At 71.3% G+C, this 22,478-nt stretch carries 21 protein-coding genes and 1 tRNA gene; 7 read left to right on the top strand and 15 right to left on the bottom strand.

Annotated features, from left to right (window positions below; all coding sequences use genetic code 11):
• The first annotated feature begins 14 nt into the window (after positions 1-14).
• From ACGFJ7_RS12330 to ACGFJ7_RS12315, 4 genes are read left to right on the top strand one after another with little or no spacing between them, the layout of a single operon-like run.
• Positions 15-1,376: a hypothetical protein gene (locus ACGFJ7_RS12330; protein WP_392642205.1), complete on the top strand. Its 1,362-nt coding sequence runs from the start codon at positions 15-17 to the stop codon at positions 1,374-1,376.
• Positions 1,373-2,155, top strand: coding sequence for a hypothetical protein (locus tag ACGFJ7_RS12325; protein WP_360248829.1), 783 nt, complete (start codon positions 1,373-1,375; stop codon positions 2,153-2,155). Before ACGFJ7_RS12330 ends, ACGFJ7_RS12325 begins: the two co-directional genes overlap by 4 nt.
• 8 nt (positions 2,156-2,163) lie before the next feature.
• Positions 2,164-6,114 (top strand): polymorphic toxin-type HINT domain-containing protein, encoded by a 3,951-nt coding sequence (locus tag ACGFJ7_RS12320; RefSeq protein ID WP_392642204.1) that lies wholly within the window; start codon positions 2,164-2,166, stop codon positions 6,112-6,114.
• Entirely contained in the window at positions 6,102-6,578 is a 477-nt protein-coding gene (locus tag ACGFJ7_RS12315) for a hypothetical protein (RefSeq protein WP_392642203.1), read from the top strand. The genes ACGFJ7_RS12320 and ACGFJ7_RS12315 overlap by 13 nt, the downstream gene beginning before the upstream one ends.
• A 7-nt stretch (positions 6,579-6,585) precedes the next feature.
• Here the strand turns inward: ACGFJ7_RS12315 and ACGFJ7_RS12310 are convergent, their stop codons facing one another.
• Both ACGFJ7_RS12310 and ACGFJ7_RS12305 read right to left on the bottom strand, forming a co-directional pair.
• Positions 6,586-6,906, bottom strand: coding sequence for an STAS domain-containing protein (locus ACGFJ7_RS12310; RefSeq protein WP_360248841.1), 321 nt, complete (start codon positions 6,904-6,906; stop codon positions 6,586-6,588).
• 21 nt (positions 6,907-6,927) lie between these two features.
• Entirely contained in the window at positions 6,928-8,586 is a 1,659-nt protein-coding gene (locus tag ACGFJ7_RS12305) for an FAD-dependent oxidoreductase (RefSeq protein WP_392642202.1), read from the bottom strand.
• 104 nt (positions 8,587-8,690) lie between these two features.
• Here ACGFJ7_RS12305 and ACGFJ7_RS12300 point away from each other — a divergent pair.
• Together ACGFJ7_RS12300 and ACGFJ7_RS12295 are read left to right on the top strand one after the other, a co-directional pair.
• Positions 8,691-8,763 (top strand) — tRNA-Gly (locus ACGFJ7_RS12300).
• A 118-nt stretch (positions 8,764-8,881) separates the two neighbouring features.
• Positions 8,882-9,154 carry a hypothetical protein gene (locus ACGFJ7_RS12295; RefSeq protein ID WP_392642201.1) on the top strand — a complete coding sequence of 91 codons (273 nt, stop codon included), beginning with the start codon at positions 8,882-8,884 and terminating at the stop codon, positions 9,152-9,154.
• 116 nt (positions 9,155-9,270) lie between these two features.
• Here ACGFJ7_RS12295 and ACGFJ7_RS12290 read toward each other — a convergent pair whose 3' ends face one another.
• The 7 genes from ACGFJ7_RS12290 to ACGFJ7_RS12260 form a co-directional block, all read right to left on the bottom strand.
• Positions 9,271-9,780, bottom strand: coding sequence for a GNAT family N-acetyltransferase (locus ACGFJ7_RS12290; protein WP_360248849.1), 510 nt, complete (start codon positions 9,778-9,780; stop codon positions 9,271-9,273).
• Positions 9,781-9,938: 158 nt separating this feature from the next.
• Positions 9,939-11,675 carry an Hsp70 family protein gene (locus tag ACGFJ7_RS12285; RefSeq protein ID WP_392642200.1) on the bottom strand — a complete coding sequence of 579 codons (1,737 nt, stop codon included), beginning with the start codon at positions 11,673-11,675 and terminating at the stop codon, positions 9,939-9,941.
• Positions 11,672-12,934, bottom strand: a complete 1,263-nt coding sequence (locus ACGFJ7_RS12280) for a P-loop NTPase fold protein (RefSeq protein WP_392642199.1) — start codon at positions 12,932-12,934, stop codon at positions 11,672-11,674. Before ACGFJ7_RS12280 ends, ACGFJ7_RS12285 begins: the two co-directional genes overlap by 4 nt.
• A gap of 80 nt (positions 12,935-13,014) precedes the next feature.
• Positions 13,015-13,905: an aminoglycoside phosphotransferase family protein gene (locus ACGFJ7_RS12275; protein ID WP_392642198.1), complete on the bottom strand. Its 891-nt coding sequence runs from the start codon at positions 13,903-13,905 to the stop codon at positions 13,015-13,017.
• 32 nt (positions 13,906-13,937) lie between these two features.
• Entirely contained in the window at positions 13,938-15,167 is a 1,230-nt protein-coding gene (locus ACGFJ7_RS12270) for an aspartate aminotransferase family protein (RefSeq protein ID WP_392642197.1), read from the bottom strand.
• Positions 15,168-15,407: 240 nt separating this feature from the next.
• The gene (locus ACGFJ7_RS12265; protein WP_360248867.1) at positions 15,408-16,007 is read right to left on the bottom strand and encodes a GrpB family protein; all 600 of its coding nucleotides are present in this window, start codon (positions 16,005-16,007) and stop codon (positions 15,408-15,410) included.
• A gap of 46 nt (positions 16,008-16,053) precedes the next feature.
• Positions 16,054-16,548, bottom strand: a complete 495-nt coding sequence (locus ACGFJ7_RS12260) for a GyrI-like domain-containing protein (RefSeq protein WP_360248870.1) — start codon at positions 16,546-16,548, stop codon at positions 16,054-16,056.
• A gap of 63 nt (positions 16,549-16,611) precedes the next feature.
• Between ACGFJ7_RS12260 and ACGFJ7_RS12255 the strand changes: the two genes are divergently transcribed.
• Positions 16,612-17,418: a TIGR02569 family protein gene (locus ACGFJ7_RS12255; protein ID WP_360248873.1), complete on the top strand. Its 807-nt coding sequence runs from the start codon at positions 16,612-16,614 to the stop codon at positions 17,416-17,418.
• Here the strand turns inward: ACGFJ7_RS12255 and ACGFJ7_RS12250 are convergent.
• The 6 genes from ACGFJ7_RS12250 to ACGFJ7_RS12225 all read right to left on the bottom strand — a co-directional run bounded on the left by ACGFJ7_RS12250 (position 17,415) and on the right by ACGFJ7_RS12225 (position 22,470).
• Positions 17,415-17,960 carry a hypothetical protein gene (locus ACGFJ7_RS12250; protein ID WP_360248876.1) on the bottom strand — a complete coding sequence of 182 codons (546 nt, stop codon included), beginning with the start codon at positions 17,958-17,960 and terminating at the stop codon, positions 17,415-17,417. The genes ACGFJ7_RS12255 and ACGFJ7_RS12250 overlap by 4 nt on opposite strands.
• Before the next feature lie 7 nt (positions 17,961-17,967).
• Positions 17,968-18,756 (bottom strand): inositol monophosphatase, encoded by a 789-nt coding sequence (locus ACGFJ7_RS12245; protein WP_360248879.1) that lies wholly within the window; start codon positions 18,754-18,756, stop codon positions 17,968-17,970.
• 63 nt (positions 18,757-18,819) lie between these two features.
• Positions 18,820-19,602: a class I SAM-dependent methyltransferase gene (locus ACGFJ7_RS12240; RefSeq protein WP_360248882.1), complete on the bottom strand. Its 783-nt coding sequence runs from the start codon at positions 19,600-19,602 to the stop codon at positions 18,820-18,822.
• On the bottom strand, positions 19,599-20,264 hold the full coding sequence (locus tag ACGFJ7_RS12235; protein WP_360248885.1) for an FHA domain-containing protein: 666 nt from the start codon (positions 20,262-20,264) through the stop codon (positions 19,599-19,601). The genes ACGFJ7_RS12240 and ACGFJ7_RS12235 overlap by 4 nt, the downstream gene beginning before the upstream one ends.
• On the bottom strand, positions 20,261-21,526 hold the full coding sequence (locus ACGFJ7_RS12230) for a VWA domain-containing protein (protein ID WP_360248888.1): 1,266 nt from the start codon (positions 21,524-21,526) through the stop codon (positions 20,261-20,263). The genes ACGFJ7_RS12235 and ACGFJ7_RS12230 overlap by 4 nt, the downstream gene beginning before the upstream one ends.
• A 2-nt stretch (positions 21,527-21,528) precedes the next feature.
• Positions 21,529-22,470, bottom strand: a complete 942-nt coding sequence (locus ACGFJ7_RS12225; RefSeq protein ID WP_360248891.1) for a protein phosphatase 2C domain-containing protein — start codon at positions 22,468-22,470, stop codon at positions 21,529-21,531.
• Positions 22,471-22,478: the final 8 nt, after the last annotated feature.

The raw sequence follows: 22,478 nt of genomic DNA, 5'->3' as shown, positions 1-22,478 counted from the left end.
CGAAAGGACGATCGATGGACACGAAACCATGGTCGGTCCGGCCCAGCTTCGCCCCCCGGCAGATGCTGACGGCGAAGCAGCTCAACGCCGGCCTCGAGGACGAGATGCGCCGGCAGCAGTTGCTGAACCGGGCGATACACGGCTACGGCGTGGTCGCCGGGTACGGGCCGTCCGTCAACGACAGGGGTCAGCTCGACCTCACCGACGGCCTGGCCCTCGACCGGCACGGGCGGATGCTCTACTGGGAAGGCGGATGCGTCCGGATCGACGACCTCGTCGGCCCGCCGCCGGACCGCGAGGGCGACTACACGCTCGTCGCGCATTTCGCCTGCCGGCCACCGCTGCACGACGGTTGCCGCATCTTCCCCGGCGACCGGGCACAGTGGTCGCTCGAGGGCGTGGTCTTCTCCCTGCGACACGGGTGTCACGACGTCGACCGGGGCTGCCCGGAACACCCGATCGGTTCCTGCGTCGGCCATGACGAGTACATGTGCCGGCGTACCGGATCAATTCCCGGAGACGACGAGCACACCGTGCCGATCAGCGAGGACGTGGAGTGGCTGTCCGCCCGGCCGGGGGAGCTCTGCCCCACCGACGAGGGCCATTGGACGTACGACCCGGACCCGCTCGTCGCCGTGCCCCTGGCCCGCGTGCGCGTCTGCGACCTGGCCAACCGGGAAGCCGGCGACCACGACCACACGGTGGCGCCGAAACAGGAATGCGAGCCGGAGTACGGGTTCTGCCGAACCGAGCCGAGCGCCTGCCCGGTACGCCCGCTGGTCTACCGCAACCCGCTGCTGTACGAGCTGGCGAAGTGCTGCGACGTGGCGGCGCCCCGGATCGCCTCCCTCTCCTGGCAGCCCTGGATCGACAAAGGGTGGGCCGAGGCCGTGCCGTGGAGCGAGTTCGAACCGCACATCCGGCGCGGCTTCGAGATCCGATTCACCCGGCCGGTGCTGGTGGCGACCCTGCACGAGGCCAGCGTCTACCTCGAAGCCGTCCGCCGCAACCGCGACGCCGACTACTCGATAGCCCGCCGCGTCCCGACCGCACTGCGGCGCGGCCGGGACAAGTGGACCGGGATCCAGCCGATCGACAGCGACGGCAAGCTGGCGTGGGGAGTACGGCTGGTCCCGACACCGAACTGGCAGGAAGCCGAGCTGCAGGGCGACGACTCGAACCTGTTCGGCGGCGCCCACTTCGAACTGACGATCCGCGGTCAGCTGGTGCGCGACCAGTGCGACCACACCCTCGACGCCCAGCCCGTGGGCGGACCGGGCCGATGCCAGGCCCGGCCGGGCGGGGACTTCGTCTCCGTCTTCCAGGTCGGGCCGCGCCCGGACGACTACTCATTCCACGCTGAGGAAAGCCGATGAAAACCTACGAGCGCACCCAACTGCCCGAGCGGACCAAACCCGCGCGGGGCGAAAGCGTCAAATTCCACGACGGCATGATCGTCACCGCGGACGACCTGGACGTGGCCGAGCACTATCCGGTGTCGATGCTCACCGCGGTCCTGAGGGCGTACCTGGGCTGTGGGGTGGTCTGCGGGCTCACGCTGACCACGAAGGAGAACGCGCCGTGGGTCGTCTGCGTCGCGCGGGGCATGGCGATCGACTGCCAGGGTCACCCGGTCGAGCTGTGCGCGCCGGTCGAGCTGGACCTGAGCCCGGAGGCCTGCTCGTGCGACGAACCCCCGGACCAGGTCTACGTCCTGGTCCGGCGCCTCACATCGGAGGAGGCGCCGAGCGACCCGTGCGGCTGCGACGTCGACGCCCCGGCCTTCGACTGCCGCCGGATACGCGACCACGTGCTGGTCAAGGCGTTCAGCGCCATCGACCTGGAACAGCTGACCGACTGCGTCTGCCGCCGCCGCACCAGCGAGAAACCGCCGTCGATGTGCGACGCCCTGACCACGTGCCCCGACTGCGCCTGCGGCGACAGCTGGATCCTGCTCGGCCGCGTCAACCTCGACAAGAACAAGGGCGTGACCGGCGTCGACCTTTCCGCCCGGCGCTGGGTCAAGCCCACCGAGGCCGTGTGCACGACCGTGACCGACCGACTCGAGAGGCTGGAGGCGAAGATCGCGGAGCTCTCCCCGCCGGTCACCGAACAGACCCCGAAGGCGGCCGGCCCTAGTCCGGCGACTGCCTAGCCTCAGTGATGGCCACGACTCGCCCAGCGCCGGGCCGGCAACCACGCCAGTCCCGCGCGCCTTCACCGGAAACCATCCGCGGCCGGCCGGCACAAGTATCAGGAACGCCGGACGATCTGCGGAGACGCCTCGGCAACCGCGGCTTCTCGATGGCCTTGCGCCCGAGGACCACGAGCACCGAGGGCCTCGCAGATCTCGACCAGGATGCCTCGGCTCCCGTCGATGCCCCGCCGGCCGACGAGGACCTGGCGCTCGTCGGCGAGACCGGACCAGCGGGCATGGAAGCGCCTGGTAGTGAAGGTCCGGCGTCACCGGCTGCGGTCTCGGCCGCGGAGCCGTCGCTCGCGCTGTCGGCGTCTGCGCCGTCGTCGCTTGCGCCATCTGAGTCGAACGCGCTCGAGGCGCCATCGGACGGCGGCGCCGTCAGCGTGATCGATCGTCAGCCGGAGTCGCCCGGAAGCGTGGCTTCGATGGCGCCCGCCGGCCCGCCGTCATCATTCGGCCCCGCACCGGTGGTCAGCATCGCGCCACCTCCGCCGATTCCCGTGCCCCAGTTCGACTTCGCCCTTCCACCGGCTCTGCTGGCGCCGGGCAGGCTCTCCGTACCATCGCGTTCCAGCCCGCGCGGCTACGACGCCACGAAGTCCCGCGCGCAGACACGACTCCTGGCGTCGTCCCTCGCTACCTCGGGCGCCGCTCTCGCGGTCACGATGCGAGGTTCCGCTCAAGCGCGCAAAGGCGAGTTGGCGGCCATGGCGGCGACGGTGCGCGCCGCGGTGGTGGCCGAAATCCGTGGTGTCGCGTCCCTCATCGCCGGTGAGGTGCAGCAGGCGCGAGATGCCGCGACGAAATCGGAAAGCCGTCACGGCGCAGTCGTGACCGGAGCGATCGACGCCGGACCGGCGCGCCTGGCCGCCACCACCCGAGACGGAATCGACGCCGTCGACAAGGCTGCCCAGACCCGGACCAAGGAGGCCGAGGACGTCGTCGCCGGCGCGCAGACCCGAGCACGCGAGCTCGGCAAGAGCGAGGGGCGGCGCGGTAAGGACGCGATCGACGCGCAGGCGGCCGAGGCCTCGCGCCGCGGGCAGGTGAAGGCGGCCACCTATCCGGCCGACGAGCGCGGTGACGTTCAGCGTGAAGCGGTGCTCCGAGTCGCCGCCGAGACGGCGGCCAAGCTCGCGGAACCGGGCCCGAAGCTGCACTCCCAACTCGTGGAGAGCGGCGAGGACCTCGCCGACGGATTCGACGGCGCCGCGGACTCGGTCATCCGGACCTTCGCGTCGCAGGCCGCATCGATACGCGAGGCGCTGACGACTCAGGGCGACGCCTTGACGCCTCATCTGGACCTGATCGCGACGCGGGCCTTGACGGGCATGGCGGATGCCGGGGGACAGGCCGAGGCCGGCTTGGCCGCCGTCGAACAGGCCGTGGCCACCGAGCTCGCGGGCCTCGAGGCGAACCTCACCGGGCAACTCGACATGGCGATCGCCTCGACGCTCGAAGCCATCGACGTGCAGACCGAGGCGGTGATCGCCGCGCTCGGGTCGCTGATCAGCCGCTGCACGGACGCCGTCCTTCAGCTGGACCGACCCGACCTCGACCGGGTGCGGGCCACGGTGCACGCCACCGAATCCATGGCCGGGGCAGTGGCCCAGGACCTTGACGAAGGCCTGGGCGACGTAGCCCTGCTCGTGGAGGAGACGTTCGTCGAGGAACAGGATTCGGTCGCGGCGCACTGTGCCGACATCGCAGCCGGCGCTACCGGCGGGCTGGCGACCGCCACCGGGAAGATCGACGAGGGTTTCGCGGTCGTGGCCTCGAAAGCGACGGATTCCGTCGACCTGCTCGTCAAGGAGTGGGCGGTCACCTTGGCCGAAAGCCGGACCACGGCCGACGGCGCATTCGGCAAGGCGGTCGAGGGGCTGCGGACTCAGGTCGGCGGCACGCTCGAGAATGGCCGGTTGACCCTCGTCGGCAAGGTCGATGAAGCCGTCAGGAAGAACCGCGAGGGCCTCGACGGCCTCGAGACGGCCATGGAAAAGGCGGCCGAGGAGGCTCGCAAAAAGTACGGCGCCCCGTGGTACAAGAAGCTCGGTAGCTGGCTGTGGAACGCCTTCCTGGGCCTTCTCAAGGCGCTTCTGACGGCGCTGGCCGTGATCCTGGTGGCGGTGATCGCCATCATCCTGATCGTGGCCGGCATCATCGAGGGCGCGGTCGCCCTGGTGATCATCGGGCTGGTGCTCCTGGCGGCGGTGGTGGTCTTCGCCGTGTACGGGATCGTCGCCGGCATCGTCGCGCGGGTCCGCTCGGCCGATACGTGGTACGGCGGCATCTGGGGCTTCGTGGTGGGCGTCCTGGACATCGTCGGCCTGCCGAACGTGATCGAGGGCATCATCGGCCGCGACATCGTCAATGGGCGCCGTCTGACGGTCGAGGACGCCGGCCACCGCTTCGGCGGCGGGCTGTTCAACCTGCTGACCTTCATTCTGCCGATGAAGTTCGCGAAGGCGCGCGGTACGCCGAAGCTCCCGCCGGAACATGTGATTCCGCCCCGCGCGCCGGAGATCCCCGTCATAGGCGAGGTGCCCGCGGGACCGGCCGATCTGCCCACGCCGCCGGCGAAGCCCCTGCCGGAGCTGCCGGTGGAGCCGGTGGAAGTGCCGGAACCGCCCCCAGAACCGGTGAAGGTGGCGGAGGAGCCCGTCAAACCTCCAGAGGAGCCGGCCAAGCCTGCGGAGGAGCCGGCCAAGCCTGCGGAGGAGCCCGCCAAGCCTGCGGAGGAGCCCGCCAAGCCTGCGGAGGAACCGGCCAAGCCTGCGGAGGAACCCGCCAAGCCTGCGGAAGGACCCGCCAAGGCGGCCGAGGAAGCCCTGGCCGAGGCGCAGGCGGAGAAGGCGGCCAACGAAGCCAAGATTAAAGCACTCCAGAAAGAGATCGACACGCTGAGTCGCCGGATCAACGAAATCCTGGAGGAGCGTACTGGCACCAAGGGCAAAAAGCCTCGCGCGAAACTTTTGAAGAAGGCTGACAAGCTCAGCAAGGAGAAGGCCGCCCTCGAGAAGCGCCGGAACGAGGCCGGGGCAGCGAATGCCAAGCTGAACAAGCGCATCGACAAGCTGACCCGCGAGCTTGATCCCGACGCACGCGTGGAACTGCCTTGTTTCTCGGCCGACACCGCCGTCCTGACGAGATCGGGCCCGCGCCGCATTGACACGCTGGCCGTCGGCGACCGGGTGCTGTCCTACGATCTCGAGCGGCGCGAAACCGTCGAGAGCGTGATCGGTGCGGTACTGAACAATGCCACCACCAGGTTCTACGCGGTCACCGTGGCCGGTCGGGTCGTGCACGCCACCGGCGATCACCGGTTCTGGGTCGAGGGGGTCCGCGACTGGGTCCGTGCCCGTGACCTGGCGCCCTCGATGCTATTGCTGCTCGCCGATGGTTCGCCGGCCGAGGTGCAAGGCCACGATGCCGGCGAGACCGGCTCGTACCCGACCTTCAATCTTCGTCTCGAAGGCATACCGAACTACTTCGTGGGCCCCGGCGTCCTGGTACACAACGCCGGTGAGGTCAACTACGGCTATGGGGGATATTCGGTCTACGAGGGTTTCAACGAAAAATACAAGGACAAGATTTACATCGGTCTCAGCGACGATGTCCCCGACCGACAAGATCAGCATCGGAAACTGGCCAGACGTATGCTGCGGCAGTTCAAGGGTGTGATGACGCCCAAGCAGCAGGAATTCTTCGAATTCATGGAAGGCGTGAAGCTCCGCCCGCGAGCGACGGGGCTGACCTCGGAGCAGGCCCAGTACCTGGAGCAGAAGAACATCGATATCGAGGTGAAGGACGGTAAGTGGAAGGTGATGAACCGCAAGCTCAAACAGGTGAGCAATAAGAGGATGACCGAGCTTCGCAAGCTCATCGTCGCTCGACTCGGCCAGTGCCCGCCGTAGTCATGTCCTGGTTCGGGAGTGGCCGGGGTGCGGACGTCATCGGCGACGTTCCGGCCGACGCGGTCGGCCGGGCCCTCACCGAGATGGCGCAATCGGACGGTGAGCGCCGGGCTCCGGCGCTCACCGTCGGAACGCTGTTGGCGGCCATCGCCGCCGCCCTCCGCAGTGCGCCGGAGCTCGTCGAAGGGACCGGTGGGCCCGTTCTTTCGGGCCGGCTGGTGGCCCGTTTCGCCGACGGGGCTCAGCGGGCGCAGGCGGAGACCGCGGACGACCGTCAGACACATCGCCTGATCGAAGCGTTCAGCGAGCTGACACGCGAATACGTCGCCGCGTGGGAGCGCAAGCCGCGCCTCAGCGAACTGCTGGACACCGTGGTGTTCGTGCTCGACGCGGATATGCCCCGCTATGTCGCCGACCCCGACGCGGGCACTCTGGAACTCGACGAGCTCGGCGAGGAACGCTGACCGCCGGTCAGAGGCCGAAGACGTGGCCCAGGCCGGTGACCTCGATGGCCTTCTGGACCGGGGGTGAGGGCTTGGCCAGGGTGAACGTCACGCCGTGGGCGGCCGCTGTGTTGCGGGCGCTGACCAGGGCGCCCAAGCCGTACGAGTCGATGAAGTCCAGGCCGGCCACGTCGACGCGCAGGTAGCGGCAGGCCGGGTCGGCGGCGATCGTGGCCAGGGTGTCGCGGACGTCGTCGGCGCGGTCGAGGTCGAGCTCACCGGAGAGGGAGGCTACGACCAGGCCGTCGGGATCGGCTGGTTCGTGGAGGATCGTGGCTTCCATCGGCATCCGCCAGATGCTACCCGGAGGTCAGCCCAGGTGGGCCAGTGCCTGGTGGACGCTACGGACCGCGCTGGCGCCCTCACCCACGGCGGCCGCCACTCGCTTCATCGAGTCGGTGCGGACGTCGCCGGCGGCGAAGACGCCGGGGATGTTCGTCTCGAACGGCAGCGGCGGGCGGGTGGTGCCGGTCCACCGGCCGGCCAGCTGGACGTCGGTCGGCACGAAGCCGTTCTCGTCCAGGGCCACGCCGGTCAGCCAGCCGGTGGCCGGTTCGGCGCCGATGAAGCAGAACAGGCCGAAGCAGCCGCACGGGTCGCCGAGGCCGGTGGCGCGCCCGGTCAGGGTGATCTCCTCCAGTCGGTGGCCGCCGTCCAGGGCCGTCACCTCCGTCGCCGTGCGCACGGTGATGCGCGGGTCGGCCAGGATGCGCTCGACGAGGTAGTTCGACATGTCCTTGGTGAGGCTGTCGCCGCGTACGGCCAAAGTGACGTGACCGGCGTGCCGGGCCAGGTAGATCGCCGCCTGGCCGGCGCTGTTGGCGCCGCCGACGACCGTGACCGGCAGGCCGGAGACCGCCTTGGCCTCGAGGTCGGTGGCCGCGTAGTAGATGCCGGCACCGACGAAATCGGCCCAGCGGCCCAGCGGCAGGTTGCGGTAGGCGGCGCCGGTGGCGATCAGGACCGTGCGGGTCGGGATCTCGGTGCCGTCGACCAAGGTGATCAGGTGGGTGCCGTCGGGGCGGGTGCCCAGCGAGGCCACCCCGCACGGGCTGCCCAGGTGGGCGCCGAACTTCAGCGCCTGCACGACGGCGCGGGCGGCCAGGGCCTCGCCGCTGAGCCCGAACGGGAAGCCCAGGTAGTTCTCGATGCGGGAGCTGGCGGCGGCCTGACCGCCGGTGGCCACGGCGTCGAGCAGCACCGTCTCCAGGCCCTCGGACGCGCCGTAGACGGCGGCGGCCAGTCCCGCCGGTCCGGCGCCGACGATCGTCAGATCGGCGATCCCCTTGGGGGTACGCCGGTAGGTGAGCCCGAGGGAGTGACTGAGCGTCCCCGGGTTGACGTTGCGCAGGGTCAGCCGGGGCATGACCGCGGCCGGGAGGTCGCCCGGGGTGAGGCCGGCGTCGGCGGTGACCTGACGGGCCTCGGTGGTGCCGGGCTGGAGCCAGCGGTACGGCAGGTCCTGCCGCACCAGGAAGGTGCGCAGCGCCAGGCCCTCGGCGGTGGCGTCGTCGGCCACCACGTCCAGGCTGCGGGCGGCGCGCGAGACGAGCAGCTGGCGCCGGGCCAGGAAGGCGCGCAGCAGGATGTCGCTGAGCTCGGTGTCCTGGGCCATCAGCCGGCGGAACCCGGCCGCCGGCACGCGGTGCACGATCCCGTCGGCGGTGATCCGCGCGGTGAGGATGCGGGTCTGGCCGGTCAGCAGGTTGAGCTCGCCGACGAACTGGCGCGGCCCGGCCCGCAGGATCGGATCGTCGGTGCCGCCGCGCACGACGTCGGCCCCGCCCGACTCGATCAGGATGAGATCGCCGTTCTCGTCGCCGACGTCGAACAGCACGTCACCGGCCCGCACCGGCTGCGGGCGGCCGTACGTGACCGCACGTGCGAACTGCTCCTCGTCGAGCGCCACGAAAGCGGCGGCCGCGAGCTCCTCGAACTGCTCCCCGAGCTCCGGGAAAGGTGTCCCCATCGGCGCATGTTCGCAGAACAGGACCGCCTCGCTCAACGTCACGCCGGACACAGCGGCCCCGGTGGTGAACCCCCTGGACGGCATCCGGTATTGTTCTCCTCAGCGCGGACGTAGCGCAGCTGGTAGCGCATCACCTTGCCAAGGTGAGGGTCGCGGGTTCGAATCCCGTCGTCCGCTCGTTTGCTAAAGGGGTCCCTCGGGGCCCCTTTAGCGCTTTCCCGACGCCTTTGACGAGCATCGACACGACTGACGTCGTGGGGCATGAATCCAGTGGCGGGTCGCCGCGGAGCGGCGCGTGATCGTCTTGGCCGCCCTGACGGTGGGACTCAGGCTGCTGATCTCCCGGCCGCGCTGGACGGGCGACGGGATCACGACCCGGCCCACTTCTGACCGCCTGGCCGTGGACCCGGTCACCCTCACGCCGGCCGTCCCGGTCAACGAGGCCGCCCGCCGCCGGGCCGACATCCGGCTCTCCCTGGCCGGCCCGTCGTTCCTGGCCGGCCCGACCGCGGCCGCCGTCCTCCGGGCGGGGTCGGCCCTCGGCCCGCCGGCCACGCTCATGCGCTGATCGTTGTGGCTGCGGGCGGGCGCGCCGGCCCCGGCCGAGGCGTTCTCGCTGGTCGCGCCGCGCCTTCGCGGCGGCGGCGGTGCGCTGCTACGCGCTCGACCGGGAACGCCGCGCGGTCAGGTGGCTGCGGGTGACTGCGGATCGCCTTTCAGCCGCAGCGCGAGAACCAGCTCGTCGTGGATCTCGATGCCGTAGTCGCCGGCCAGCGGGATGGACGGCTTGAGCCGGCGGGCCTCGTCGGCGGCGCCCGGGGAGACGGCCACCAGGCGCAGACCACGGCGCTGGTAGAACCGCAGGGCGTCCAGGTTGTCGTTGGTGGTGATCAGCCAGACCCGGCCGGCGCCGAGGTCCCGGGCGGTCGCGACGGCGGCGTCGAGCAGGGCGGTGCCGACCCCCTCGTGCCGGGTGAGAGCGTCGAAGGTGACGATCTCCAGGCCGTCGCCGTCGAGGTGATAGGTGATCAGGCCGGCCGGTGCGCCGTCGCGCCGGGCGATCAGGGCGGGCAGGGTGGAGGCGTCGTAGCGGACGCCGTGCGCGACCACGATCGGCGAGCCCCAGGACCGGGTGAGCAGGCCGGTGACCAGGTCGCGGTCGGACGGGCCGGCCGGCCGCACGGTGACGGTCATGGCCGCGTACCCCATCCGAAGTGGTCCGCCACGTCGCCGGCGATGAGGCGATCGCGGGCGACACGGTTCGTGATGGTTGCCTCGGGCGTCCATTGCATGGCCACCATGGTTCACGGCCCGGCGTACAAGACAAAGTCTGTTTCTTGCGACGGCGCCGGTCAGGCCAGCCAGCGTTCCAGTTCGCCGGCGCGAGTGTCGACCTGCGCGGTGATCGCCGCCAGCACCTGGGCGACGATCTGGTCGAGTTGTTCCGGCGAGTATTCGGCGCCGCGGAGTATGTAGAGGATCCGTGCGCGGGCCGCGAATTCGGCCCCCAACCCGGAATGGCTGACGGCGGCGTTGATCGCCTGCTGCGCCATCCCCGGGATCAGGGGTGACGCGAACTTCTTCCTCGCCTGCTCGAATCCGGAGCTGAGAGCATGTCGAGCCACGTCCTGCGGGATGCCGGCGAACCCCACGCGGGAGGTGTGTTCGGTGAGCCGCTGAAACTGGCCGAGGAGGTGGAGGATGCGGTCGAGTTGTTCCTCGAAAACGTTGAGGGGGGCCAGCCCGAGCCGCACATCGTCGCCGGGGATCCCGTAATTCCGGCAGATCTTTCGCACCCGCATGGCCAGGTGGAACTCCAGGGACTCGGAGAGGGCGCAGGCCGCCTCGAACATGCCGATCTTGATGCGCCGCGTGAGATCGGCGGCCGAGCCGTGAGCCTCCGTCGCCTGGGCGGTGACTCTGGCCTTCATGTCGTCCAACGCCAGCACCGCCTCGGCCCGGACCGTGGCCTCGGTCGCCGGGGCTCGCATCAGGCCGGACACGTCACGCCGAAAACGGCGCACGACGGCCTGTTGCTGCCCGTTGCTCACCAGCCCCCGGGCCACCGCGAACGACGGATCGTCGTCGTGCTCGAGCTCCGAGGCCGGAAAGACCTCGCGGCACAGCCGTCCGGCGATCGGCATGCGCGACCCGCCTCCGGTGAGCACGACCAGGCGCGGGGGCCGGTCGCCGAGGAGGTTCGCCGCCTCCGCGAGCGCGGTACGGAACTTCTCACCCCAGCCGCCGGGCGCGGCCACCATCGGCGCTATCTCAAGGTTCAGGAGCCAGGTCCAGGCGGCCGCCACGATCGGCCGGAAGCGTTCCTCGCACGCCTCACGCAGGTCCATGATTCTCCGCGACCGGCCGGAGAACTGCGCCTCCTTGGCCCATCGGCAGGCCAGGAGCAGGAATTCCGGGCCACCTTCGGCGTCCAGGGCCGCCATCAGCGCCGTGTCGTGACGCAGCGCGGCCCGGACACGGCCGGCGAGCTCCTGGTCGATCCGGCGGCATCCGAGCGCGGCCCCCACCGGCAGGTTTCTCGGTGACAGGTCCTCGACGACGGTGAAGTCCGTCGTGGACGAGCCGACGTCGACGATTAGGACACGCTCGAGCCGCCGATCGTCCTGACAGCGGTCGCGGACGTGCAGCAGAGCCGACTGAGACTCCGGCATCAGCCGCACCGGCAGGCCCAGAAGGCCGAGATGGCGGCCGTACGAGGCGACCGCCTCGGCCGGCCACCCGGCCGGGTGGCCGACGAACGCCACACCGTCGGCGACGACCTCGGGATGGCACTCGCGGAACTCCGCCAGAAGGGACTGCGCGAAGACGACGGCCGCCGGGGTCTCCGCGGAGTTCGGTACCTCCTTGAAATTGACGCTGAAGTTCGTCGCCCCGTGCCGGGTCACGGCGTCGTCGCCGATGAGCCGGCCGGACGGCGACTGCGCGACGGCGGTGACGATGCTGCGCTCCATCGAGAGCTGTCGCGTGTAGATCCGCGTCGGTTCGGAGCGGTCGAGCGGCGCCCAGGCGAGGCAGCTCTCCCCGTCGCCGATGTCCAGCCCGATCACGTACCGGGCCTCGGCGGTCATGATCGTTCCCCCGGGCCGCCGGTGACCATCAGGACCCGCGTGACGACCTCGATCTCCGCTTTCGTCGGGATGGCGGGGAACGAGCATCCGCTCCGCTCACCGGGCGTGACGGCCAACAGGAGGTCCGACAGTCCGGGTTCGGACGTGGCCAGCTCGATCTCGTCCTGGCGGAGCCCCGCGTTGTTCTGGGTGCGCGCGGCCTCGTCCAGCCGCACCCACACCGCCGGGTTCGTCTGGATCCGCCGGAAGAAGTCGGGAAAGCGGAACCGCAGCGCCAGCAGAATCGCCGCCTGCATCAACCGGTCCCGGCTGGGCTCGGAATGCTGGCGGAGGGTCGCCGCGGTGAGATTCAGCGCCGAGACGAAGCGGCGCACCCGCCGCGGATTGTCGCCGAACGCGTTCTCGGCCAGCTGCCACAGCGCCGGGTCGCCGCTGAGTTCGGCCACCACGAAATCCTGCAGTTGCCGGAATACCGCCTCGAACCGTACCTCCGGCAGATGGAAGGGAAAGTGGATCAATTTCTCCAGATATTGGCGTCCCCGCGCGAAATCACCGCCGATCCGTTTGGCGGCGGCCGCCGAGATCACATCCAGGTCCATGGCCAGCACGAAGACGCAGTTGGCCTCGCCGAGGAAGAGCTTGAGGGCGTCGAGTACGGCGATGGCGGTCTCGCCGTGACACCGGTCCAAGTCGTCGACGAACACCACCAGGCGTCCCCGTTCGCCGACGAAGGCCCGCACCACCTCGGCGAAATCGGCCTCGAAGTGGTTGATGTGCCGGTAGTTCTCGACGCCCGTGGTCTGCCAGGCGTCCCGGGCGGTCGTCAGGTCGCTGCCGGTGACCAGGCCCGCGGTGAGAGGACCGGCCGCGTGGCGCATGAGAAGCCAGGTGGCGGTGCTGCTCAGGCGCTTGGCCTTGGCCGCCAGGTCATGGCGCCGCCCCTCGGGCTGCTCGGCGATCTCCTGCAGGATCGTCTGGATCAGCGCGTGCCAGATCGCCTCCTTCTCGTCGTATTTCCACGGGTTGAAGGCGATCGTGGGAACGCCGCGCCGGTCCAGCATCTCGCGGCAGATGTTCAGGAAGCTGGACTTGCCCGTTCCCCACGGACCGAAGATGCCGACGGTCAGCGGAAGATGAACGGTGGCCTGAATGGCGTCGCAGAGAATGCGGCCGTGCGTGCCGAACCCGAATTGGTCATCTCCGCGCCCGCTGATCGGGTTGTCGGTCAACAGCAGCGGCGGACCAGCGATCTCATGCATAGGACGCTCCGGAGACGTGCGTACGCCTGAGGATACGACCGCCGGCCGGAAAACGTGCCTGAAGTCCGATATGCGACCACTTAAGAAGTGGGGGCGATCGCTTCCAGGCGGGCACGGCACTCGGCGACGAAGGACGGGTACGTGTGCCAGTAGTACGGGATGCCGCTGGCCGCGATGAGAATGGCCCAGGCCCGGGCGCGCTGCCAGGTGACGTCGTCCAGGCCGGCGGCGTTCCAGTAGGCCTCGCGGGCGGGGGCCGGGAGGTCCCAGACGGGGGCGTGCTCGGCGTCGGGGAAGCCGATCGACAGGCCGCCGAAGTCGATGACGGCGGACAGGCGCCCGTCGCGTACCAGAAGGTTGGTGGGCTTCAGATCGGTGTGCAGCCAGACCTCGGCCGGGCTGAGCCGGGGGAGGCGCAGCGCGGCCGCCCAGAGCCGTTCGAGCCGGTCGACGTCGATGGTGTCGCCGACCAGGGGGCGGCAGGCGGCGAGCGCCTTGCGGGCGTCTTCATCACAGGCGGCCAGCTCGCCGCCCCGATACCACCTCGGGCCGGTGGCGTCCCTGAGATCGATACCGTGCAGGGCAGTGACGAATCCGCACAGGTCGCGGCCGAGCGCAGCCCAGTCCGTGACGGCGGCGGTGTCCAGGGAGGAACCGTCGATCCAGGCCAGGACCGACCACGCGGCAGGAAAGAACGAGGACGGGCGGCCCGCGTACAGCGGGACCGGGATCGGCAGCGGCAACAGGGGCGCCAGGCGCGGCAGCCACCTCTGCTCGGTCAGCAGCGGGGCCGCGCGCGAGACGCTGCGGGGCAGGCGCACGAGGAGCCCGTCGCCGAGGCGGTACATCGTGTTCTCGGTGCCGCCGCCGGCGGGGGAGAGCGGAAGCGAGGCCCACCGCGGGCACTGCTCGGCCAGAAGGGACCTGACGATCGCCTCGTCGACGGCGATCTCGTCTTCGTGGAGCGGCACCCGCAGATCTTCCCCGCCGCCCGGGCGGGCGGCTACCGAATATCGGTGATCGCGCGGTCCAGGATCTCCAGGCCGAGGTCGAGCTCGCCGGTCGTCGCGGTCAGCGGCGGCGCGATCCGGAACACGCCGCCCATGCCGGGCAGCTGCACCACGTTCATGTGCAGGCCCAGGTCGAGGCAGCGCCGCGTCACGGCCCGCCCCATCTCGTCCGCCGGCTGCTTGGTCATCCGGTCGGCGACCAGTTCCAGGCCCACCAGCAGGCCGCGCCCGCGTACATCGCCGATCACCTCGTGGCGTTCTTTCAATTCCCCCAAACCCTTGCTGAGGTACGTTCCGAGCTCCGCCGCCCGGCGATCCAAACCATCCCGGCGGAGCACGTCCAGGACCGTGTTCCCGACGGCGGCGACGAGCGGATCCGAGACGTGCGTGGTGAAGAACAGGTAGCCGCGCTCGTGGGCTGTTTCCTCGATCTCGGGTGTGGTCACGACGGCGGCCAGCGGCAGGCCGGCGCCGAGTGTCTTGGACAGGGTCAGGATGTCGGGGACGACGCCGTCGCGCTCGAACGCGTACCAGTCGCCGGTGCGGCACAGGCCGGTCTGCGCCTCGTCCAGGATGAGCAGGCCGCCGCGCTCGTGCACCTTGTCGCGCAAAGCGGCCAGATAGCCGGGCGGGAGGTCGATGACGCCGCCGGAGCTGAGGATCGGCTCGACGATGCAGGCGGCCAGGCTGCCCACCGACTGCGCGTCGACCATCTCGAACGAGAACTCCAGCTGGCGCTCCCAGTCCAGCGCCTCGTCCCTGACGAAGTCGGGACGGTACGCGTTGGGCGTGGGGATGGCGAAATTGCCGGGCGCGGCCGGCCCGTACCCCTTGCGCCCGGAACTGTAGGTGGCGGCGGCCGCCGCGTGGGTCATGCCGTGCCAGGAGCGGGCGAACGAGATGACCTCGTGGCGGCCGGTGACCAGCTTGGCCATCCGGATCGCGGCCTCGTTCGACTCGGCGCCCGTGGTCAGCAGCAGCACCTTGCTCAGCGGCTCGGGCAGCGTGGCCGCGAGCTCGCGGGCCAGGTCGACGACCGGCCGGCTGAGCATGCCGCTGAACAGGTGGTCGAGTGTGGCCGCCTGCCGCTGGACGGTGGCGACCACGTCCGGGTGCGAGTGACCGAGGATGGCGCTCATCTGCCCCGAGGTGAAGTCGAGCAGCCGCCGGCCGCCGGCGGTGTGGACGAAGCTGCCCTCGGCCCGTTCGATGATCTCCGGCACGAACCGTCCCGCGCCGCGCTGGAACGGGAGACCGGGACGGCCCTGATCGAGCGCGCCGGCCGGCGGGTCCGGCTCACCGCGGCCGGCGTGCTGCTGGCCGGCCGGGCCCGCGAGATCCTGGCCCTGATGGACGCGGCCGAGGCCGACGAGGTCGTTCGCTGGCGCTGGGCCACGTGGAGAACGGCGGGTCGATCGCCCTGCTGCCCCGCCTGGCGATCGACCCCCGCTACGGTCCTGAGCTCAGCCCTCGGCCGCGAAGATCCGGGCGAAGATCTCGTCGATGACCTCGCTCTTGGCCATCGTGTAGTCGCGACCGTGGCCGGCGTCGCGGGCCAGCCGGCGCTTGGTCGAGGCGTACAACTCCCGGTCCTCGGGGTGGGTGCGCAGCCAGTCGCGGAAGAGCCGGTGCCGGACCGTCTCGGGCGCGCCCGGCGGCCACACGTGCAGGTGGAGCTCTTCGGCCGTGTCGACGAACATGCGGTGCCCGTGCCACCACGGTTCGCGCAGGACGAGCCAGTAGCCGGCCGCCTCGAGCGCCGGCGCGTAGCGGGACTCGTCGGCGGTGTCGGCCAGGGTGAGGTCGATGTCCACGATGGGCTTGGCCGCCAGGCCTGGCACCGATGTGGACCCGACGTGGTCGAGGGCGAGGATCGCGTCGCCCAGCACCTCGTGAAGCGACGACCGGGCCTCGGCGTACCGGTCGGTCCAGGCCGGGTCGTAGTCCTCGATGACCACCGGCCGCCAGCCCCCGGGTGGTTCGCGGACCAGGGCGGTGGCGTTCTGCTCGGGGGCGCCGTCGAAGCGCTCCCGGACTTCTTGCGGGTACTCGGCCAACTTCATCCTCCCGTGACGATCAAAGTCGGCCAGCATACGACTTTCCCGGCTTTCAGTCACGCAGGCGGATGGACAGTTCGATCCGCCAGCGGGTCTTCATGCGCTCGGTGCGGGGGTCGGTCAGGTAGGCCTCGTAGCGGCAGGCGAAGCGGTCCCCGGCCGGGTCCTCGGTGCGGTCGAAGGTGTCGGGGCCGGCGTTCACCCAATCGATGAGGGTGCCGTTGGCCCGGCGGCCGTGGCCCACATAGGTCATGGTGGCGTAGCGGCCGGCCGGCAGCAGGCCGGCGGTGATCCGAGGATCGCCGGGATCGACCGGGGAGTCGACGACGACACCGACCTCGACGTCCATGTCGGCGTTCATGTCGACCACGTGCAGGCGGAAGAACGTGAGGCCGTGCTTGAGGTCGTGGGCGTCGAGCCAGGCGTACAGCTCACGCATCAGGGTGTCGCGGACCGCGAACATGCCGCGGAACGGGGTGGTGACGCGGATGCCGACCGTGTGACGGTCCGGCAGATCGATGACGGCCGGGCCGGAAAGGATATCCATGTCAGCGATTGAAGCCGCTTAATCGTGTCGATGGAACACTCGGCGCGGTCTACCGTGCACCGGGTGTCTCGTGATCACCCTTCAGCGGCCGTCCGGCACGCCTTCGGTGTCGCCGGGCCCGCCCGTCGGCTGACCGGTGGGCAGGGCACCTCGTGGGCCGCGGGCGATGTGGTACTCAAGCCGGACGGGGGCGTCCCGCACGAATGGCTGGCCGAGGCGTTCGCCGACCTCACCTGTCAGGGTTTCCGGCTGGCGGCGCCGGTCCGTGCCCGGGACGGCGCGTGGAGCGTACGGGGGTGGTCGGCCACCCGATGGGTCCCGGGCGCCGAGCCGGACTACTCCGCGGTGTCGACGTGGCACGACATCCTCGCGGCCGGCCGGGCGTTCCACCGGGCGGTGGCCGATCTCGGCCGGCCGGCGTTCCTCGACACGCGACGGGACTGGTGGGCACAAGCGGACAGGGCGGCCTGGGCGGAACGGCCTGTCCGGTTCGTGCCGGAGTTCGCCGCCCTGGCCCGGCGGCTGGAGTCCGCGCTGGAGCCGTTGGGGCGCCCGCAGCTGGTACACGCCGACCTGACGCGGAACGTGTTGTTCGCTCCGGGACTCCCTCCGGCGATCATCGACATCTCGCCCTACTGGCGGCCGCCCGCGTACGCCGAGGGGGTCGTGGTGGCCGACGCGCTCTGCTGGCACGGCGCACCATCGTCTCTGTGGAGGACGGTGGATGTGCCGGCACCGGCGGTGGCGCGCGCACTGCTGTTCCGGATGGCCACGACCAACGAGCGCGTTTTGTCCGGAGGCGCGGGAGTCGACCTGCGGGACGAAGCCCGGCGCTATGGGCGCGCCGCCGCGGCCATCGGTCTGTCTTAAAGCTTGTCGCACGCGTTCCGGGCCTCCCGCACGCGGATCGACAGGAGGTCCAACTGGAACGTGAGGGCCGCCTGGTGGGCGTTCTGCTCGGCCTCGGCCAGGGTCTGGTAGCGGCTGTCCTGCTTGGCGGCCGCGGCGGCCAGGGCGAACGCGGCGGCCAGGCGGTTCGTGGTGGCCAGGTCGAAGCTCTCCCGGGTCCAGGTGCCGGGGAGGCGGTCGAGGATCTCGCAGGAGGCCCGGGCGTCGGCGTCCGCGTCGGACTCGGTGCCGCCGAGGCTGGCACTCGCGGCCCAGACGACGCCGACGATGAGGGCGCCCACCAGCAGCCCGGCGAGGCCGGTCAGCAGCAGGGGCAGGTAGCCGGTACGGCGGCGCGGCGCCTCCTGCTCGTACGCCGGCACGGGAGTGAACCGCGGGTCCTGGCCCGGCGCGGGCGAATCCGTGAACAGGCCGGGTGAGTACGGTCCGGGTGCCGCGGCACCGTCCGGAGCGGCCCACGGAGAGGGCTGTTCGGTGGGATCCGGAGGCTGCGGTGTCGTCATGCGACGATCATCGCACCGGCGTGCTGACCAGATCGACCACAGCCCGCCTCAGGGGCTCGCCGCGGGCGTAGACCGAGGCGCCGGGGCCGGGGGAGGGGCGGCCGTCGATGCCGCTGTAGGTGCCGCCGGCCTCCCGCACGATGAGCGAGGTGGCGGCGAAGTCCCAGATCTGGCCGCCGGTCTGCACCGCCACGTCGAGATCCCCCCGGGCGATCATGAGGGCGGGGTGGATGGGCCAGGCGATCGCGGGCGTCAGGGCCTTGATGGGCGCGACGAGTTCCTTGCCCCAGTCCTCGGGCACCACGGCGAAGCGGCTTCCGGCCAGGGTCTCGGCGCCGTCGGAGGTGACGCGGACGGGGGTCTCGGCGACCACCCGCCCGCCGACGACGCGCCCCTCGAAGGCGCCGTCGCCGCGGGCGGCCCACCAGAGGCTGCCCTGCGCCGGATGGGCGGCCACGGCGGTGGTGATCTCGCCGGCCTCCTCCAGGGCGATGAGGATGAGCCAGCGGGTGTCGCCGGCCACGAACAACGCCGTACCGTCGATCGGGTCGATGATCCAGCGGCGGCCGCCGGCCTCGCCGGTCTGGCCCTCCTCCTCGCCGAGGATGCTGTCGCCGGGCCGGGCGGCGCCCAGCACCTCGCGGATGGCGGCCTCGACGGCCCGGTCGGCCGCGGTGACCACCGACCCGTCGGCCTTGAGCTCCCGGGGCAGATCGGCCAGGGCCGCGAAGTGGGGCAGGGCCACCGTCGCCCCGGTCAGGGCGGCCCGCTGGGCCAGCTGAAGATCCGTCTCCACGTCTCCATCCTGCACGGGCGGCCCGCCCCGCGGCTCCGACTCGCGAGACATGTCACCCGGGCGTCACTCCGGCTTCACGGCGCGGGTCGCGAAGTAGCCGGGCAGCCAGCCCGCGGTGGCGTCCGAGTGGTGCGGCGCCTCCTCGAACGCGGTGATGACGAAGCCGGCGGCCAGCTGCCCGCCGAGCTGTTCGCCCATGCTGTGGCTGTACTCCAGGGGCGCGTGCAGGCCGAACAGCCGCTCGCGATCGGCGGCCGGCACGTGGGTGAGGTCGCTGTACGGCAGCCGGTGCCGGACGACCAGCTCGCCGCGCTGGTCCAGCGCCTCGTGGTCGAACAGGTAGACGTCCGGGTTGAGGAAGCCGCACAGCAGCGCCCCGCCCGGTCGCAGCACCCGGAAGCACTCCCGCCACACCGGGCCCAGCTCGGGGACGAACACGTTCGAGACCGGGTTGACGACCAGGTCGAACGAGGAATCGGCGAACGCCGACAGGTCGCGCATGTCGCCCAGCACCGTCCGCAGCGGCACGTCGTCACGCCGGGCGACCAGCTCGTCCTGCTCGAGCTGGCGCGGCGAGTTGTCCAGCACGGTGACCCGGGCGCCGGCCGCGGCGAGCGTCGGCCCCTGCTGGCCGCCGCCGGAGGCCAGGCACAACACGTCCACCCCGGCCAGGTCGGCGGGGAACCAGGAGCGGTCGGCGGGCCGGTGGCCGATGAGCACGATCGACCAGTCACCGGCCCGGGCCCGGGCGACCGTCTCCGTGGAGACCGGCCGCGACCACTCGTTGCCCTGATCGACCTGCCGGTCCCAGGCCGCCCGGTTGTGCGCCACCGGGTCGACACTCATGCGGGGGCGTGCAGGGTCAGGGTGGTCCAGGCGCCGACGTGGACCCGGTCGCCGTCCTTCAGGGCCCGGGAGTCGCCGGCGGTCAGCGGGGTCTGCTCGTCGTTGATGTAGGTGCCGTTGGTGGAGCCCAGGTCGGAGACTAGCCAGACGCCGTCGACGCTCAGCGTCAGCAGGGCGTGGCTGTGCGAGACGCCGGGGTCGTCGTCGGAGAGGTCCACCTCGGGATGGGTGCCCTTGGACGTGCTCTTGCGGCCGATCCGGATCTGCGGCGGTGGCAGCGGGATGGTCCGCGAGGCGGAGGTCGCGGGGAACTCGATGCCGTCGATGGCGTTCTCTTCGAAGTACTTGCGGTCGGCCTCGATGGTGGCCGTCCAGCCCTGCGCCGGCGCGGCCTCGGCGGCCGGCTCGGTCAGCGTGGGCACCCGGCCGGTGCTGTGGTCGTAACCGCAGTCCTCGCAGAAGCGGCTCGTCCCGGCGCGCGGGGTGCCGCAGTGGGGGCAGGGCGCCCCGCCGGTGGGCGCCGGCGAGGCGGTGGGAAGGTCGATGGTGCCCGAAGGGACGACAGCCTCGACCGCCGGTACGCCGCCGATCTTGGCGCCGCAGATGTCGCAGAAGTCGTCGGTCTCGGAGGCGTGACCCTTGGGGCAGGCGTACGTGGTCACTGGCCGCGCCCCACCCGCACGGTCTTCGTCGAGCGGGTGTCGAGCGCCATCTCGTCGGCCGCCGCCACCTTGCGGCGCAGCCGGACCGTACCCGTGGCCGCGTCCTCTATCTCGACGACGGTGGCCAGCAGTTCCTCGGTCGCCGTGTTCCCGCTGGCGTGGGCCAGCTGCGCGGCCCGGCCGAACTTCAGCGTCGCCGTACGGTCGTCGCCGGCCTTGCGGGCCTCGATGCCGGCCTGGATCGCGTCGGCCAGCTCGGCCTGCCCGGTGTAGTGGGCCACCTGCCGGTTGATTCGCGTCGACAGGGCCGTGTCGTCGGTCCACACCGCCCGCACCAGCGACTGCGCGTGCACCGTGTCGCCCTCGACGACCGACACGCGCGCGGCCAGCATCTCGTCGCCCGCGTTGCCGGGCGCCACGTCGACGCAGATGTGGTAGTCGCGGCTCTCCCGGCCCCACGAGCCGAGCGGGTAGCGCGCCGCCCGCGGCCCGTCCGGCACGCGCTTGCCGGTCAGGTCGGCCACCTGCGGCTCGACCTGCTTGACGAACCGGACCGTCGCGTTCACCGGCGTCCACACCTTGAGCTGCACGTCGGCGCTGGTCTTGCCCATCGCGTTCGTCATCATCTGCTCGAACGACGCGGTCAGCCCGTCCGGCTCGGCCACGATGTCGACGGTGCCCAGCATCGCGTCCGCGATCTTGCGGAGCTCGGGCACCTTCCAGTTGGTGCCGACGCCCCGGGAGTCGACGGTGAAGCGGCCGGCGATCGAGTCGAGCACGCTCTCCAGATAGCCCTGGCGTTCGCCGTTGTCGCCGTCGGTCAGCAGGATCGCGTGCGAGATGTCACCGGGGCGCTGCGCGAACAGCTGCGCCGCCAGCAGCAGCCACGCGCCCATCGCGGTGCCGCCGCTGGCCTGCAGGCGGTCGATCGACCAGGACGCCTCGTTCCGGGTCTGCGCCGAGGCCACCGCGAGCTGGCCCGGGGCCGGGAACAGCTGCTGGGCGGTGCCGACGCCGGCGATGATGGCGAAGTGCACGCCGTCGTCGATGCAGGCCACGGCCGCCTTGGCCGCCTGCCGGGCGGCCGTGATACGGCCCTCGGCCTGCATGGAGCCGGACGCGTCGACGATGATGATCTCGGTGGCGCCGGACGTGCGGCGGCCGCCCTCGGAACCGGACGAGGTGACGGTGACGATCGCGTTGACCTCGGCCGCGCCGAGCGCGAGGTACTCGTTCTGGAAGGCCTCGGCGGTGTACGACATCCCTACTCCTCTGCGAGCGGCTGGACGGGGATCAGGGCGACGGTGATGTTGTCGGCGCCGCCGGCGTTGTTGGCGTAGTCGGTCAGGTACCGGGCGGCGTTGATCAGAGTGCCGTGCTCGTGCAACCCGGTCCGGACGGCGGCGGCGAACGCGGCCGGGTCGGTCAGGTAGTTCCACAGCCCGTCGCTGCAGAGCACCAGGTGACCCGGCTCGGTGACGGTGAAGGACGCCGCGCGCGGCTGCACCGAGCCGGCGTCGGCGCCGAGCCAGCCGGTGATCGCGTGCGCCTTGGGGTCGCGCATCGCCACCTCGGGGTCGACGCCGAGGGCGATCACGTGGGTGGCCCACGAGTCGTCCTCGGTGAGCTGCTCGGCCGGTCCCTCCGCACCGATCCAGTAGGCGCGGCTGTCGCCGATCCAGCCGTACGACACCTCGGACCCGCGCACCACGGCCGCGACGATCGTGCAGGCCGGGTTGGAGACCGCGCGCCGGGGGTCGCCGCCGGCGGCCAGGTCGGCCACGGCCTGTTTCGCGGTCAGGATCGCCTCGCCCACGTCGCCCGTGGCGGCCAGCACCTCACCGGCCGCGCCGGCCGCGGTCGCCGAGGCCACGTCCGGGTCGAACGACGAGGAGACGCCGTCGCAGACGACCACGTCGACGTCGGCGCCGCGCACGGCCAGCCACATCGCGTCCTCGTTGCGGTGGTGCCGCTGCCCGCGGTCGGTGGCCGCGGCCGCCACCTCGCCGCCGTCGACCTCGAGGTGGTCGCGGGGCCGGATGGCGAGCATCCCGCACTGCTCGCAGTAGCCGTCCTCGCCGACCGCGCCGGCGGCGCCGCAGTGCGGGCAGGCCGGGCCGGCGGACAGCGACCGTCCGCAGCTCTCGCAGAAGGCCGCCCCGGCCGCGCGCTCATCGGCGCACGAGGCGCACTCGGTCATCGTCATCGTGCCTC

Origin of the sequence: Actinoplanes sp. NPDC048988 (genome assembly GCF_043197815.1) — a bacterium.
GTDB lineage: Bacteria > Actinomycetota > Actinomycetes > Mycobacteriales > Micromonosporaceae > Actinoplanes.
This window is presented reverse-complemented; position numbering and strand designations above follow the sequence as displayed.